The 1,706-nt window shown below is 68.8% G+C and carries 2 protein-coding genes and 1 pseudogene; all 3 read left to right on the top strand.

The window, feature by feature from the left end; translation table 11 throughout:
• Positions 1–422: pseudogene (locus QZV94_RS24885) on the top strand (AMP-binding protein); the annotation flags it as partial.
• Between the two features lie 72 nt (positions 423–494).
• Positions 495–1,202 carry a TetR/AcrR family transcriptional regulator gene (locus QZV94_RS24890; RefSeq protein WP_293683142.1) on the top strand — a complete coding sequence of 236 codons (708 nt, stop codon included), beginning with the start codon at positions 495–497 and terminating at the stop codon, positions 1,200–1,202.
• Positions 1,203–1,329: 127 nt separating this feature from the next.
• Positions 1,330–1,706 (top strand): 4-hydroxyphenylacetate 3-hydroxylase N-terminal domain-containing protein (locus QZV94_RS24895; RefSeq protein ID WP_293683144.1); only part of this gene is annotated, 377 nt, incomplete at its 3' end.

Below are 1,706 nucleotides of genomic sequence, written 5' to 3' on the forward strand. Positions count from 1 at the left end.
AGGCGACGGCCGCGGCGTTCACCGACGGCTGGTACCACACCGGCGACATCGGCCGCCGAGACGCCGAGGGGTTCATCTACGTCCTCGACCGCGTGAAGGACATGCTGATCCGTGGGGGCGAGAACATCTACTGCGTGGAAATCGAGGATGTTCTGGTGTCCCATCCGGCGGTGATCGACGCGGCGGTCGTGGGCCTGCCGGACCGGATCCTGGGCGAGGAGGTGGGCGCCGTGGTGCAGCTGAAGCCGGGCATGCAGGTCACCGAGGCCGACCTGATCGCCCACGCGAAACGGCTCCTGTCGCCCTACAAGGTCCCGATCCGCATCTGGGTGCGGTCCGAGGAATTCCCCCGCAACGCCAGCGGTAAGACGCTCAAGCCTCAGTTGCGGGAGGAGATGGTCGCCCGCCTCGCGCCTGCCTGAATGCGACGCCGAGCAGTCATGTCCAGAGCCACTGCGGATGCCCCAGCCGGCTCCAGCGGCGAAGCCGAAGGCTTGGCTGAGCCCTCGCCGCTGAAGACGGGCGGCATGGTGGCGGCCAAGCCGCCGCTCAGCCGCCGGGAGGCCGGCAAGGCCGAGCGGCGCGGGCGGATCATTCAGGCCGCCCGCGACCTGATCCGCGAGACCGGCAACGCAGGCTTGTCGATGCGCGCCCTTGCCTCGCGCGCCGGCGTGAGCCTCGCCACCCCCTACAACCTGTTCGGCTCCAAGCGGGCGATCGCCCTGGCGGTGCTGAACGACGTGCGCGAGTTCCAGAACCGGTTCGCCCACGCGGGCTCATCCGAGCCGCTGGAACGCCTGTTCGCCGCCCTGGACATCGCCGTCGGCTTCTACATCGAGGATCCCCCGTTCTATCGGACGCTCTGGGCGGCGGTGTTCGACCCTTCCGACGACGTGCGCCGGGAGATCTACAATGGGAAGCGCGACGAGTTCTGGCAGAGTCTGGTCGCCGCCACCGCCAAGGCCGGCGTCCTCGCGCCGAACGTGGACGTGGAACTGCTGTTCCGCGCCCTGGACCGCAGTTTCGCCTCCGTGATGCTGGCGTGGGTGGTCGGCGAGCTCACCTCCGAACAACTCGCGCCCACCGTCCGCTACAGCTACGCCCTCGCGCTGAAGGGCGCCGCCGCCCCCGGCTGGCGCGGCCGGCTCGATGCGAAGTTGCTGGAAAACCAGACTCTGATCCTGGCCGCCGCGCGGGCCTAAGGGGCGGAAGGCTTGTCAGACGCGGCGTCAAGGCGGCTATGGTCGCCGTTAAGGATCGGCCAGGCCTGCGCGCCTGCGACCGAACCATGACGGGCGCCTCCGGCCGCCCGCAACGCGGGAGTGGAACATGGGCCTGAAGTCGCCAGCGGCTTACGTGGAGAGCCTGCGAGATGGCCGCGTCACCTTCTGGGACGGCGAGCGGATCGACGACATCACCACCCATCCGCGGTTCAGGACGCCGATCGCCAACACCGCCGCCGATTACGCCTACGATGACCCCGAGCGCGGCGGCATCCTGAGCTACGAGACCGAGGAGGGCGATCGCGCCCACCGCATCTTCCAGATTCCCCGCACGGAGGCCGACCTCGCGGCGCGGGTGAAGCTGATGCACAATATCTCGATCGGCACCGCGGTGAGCGGCGTCTTCATGGCCCTGATGAGTGTGAAGGACCAGGTCGGAGAGGTCAGCCCGCAGTACGCCGAGAACATCGAGCGGATGTACCG

The sequence above is a fragment of the uncultured Phenylobacterium sp. genome, assembly GCF_902826855.1.
Classification (GTDB): domain Bacteria; phylum Pseudomonadota; class Alphaproteobacteria; order Caulobacterales; family Caulobacteraceae; genus Phenylobacterium.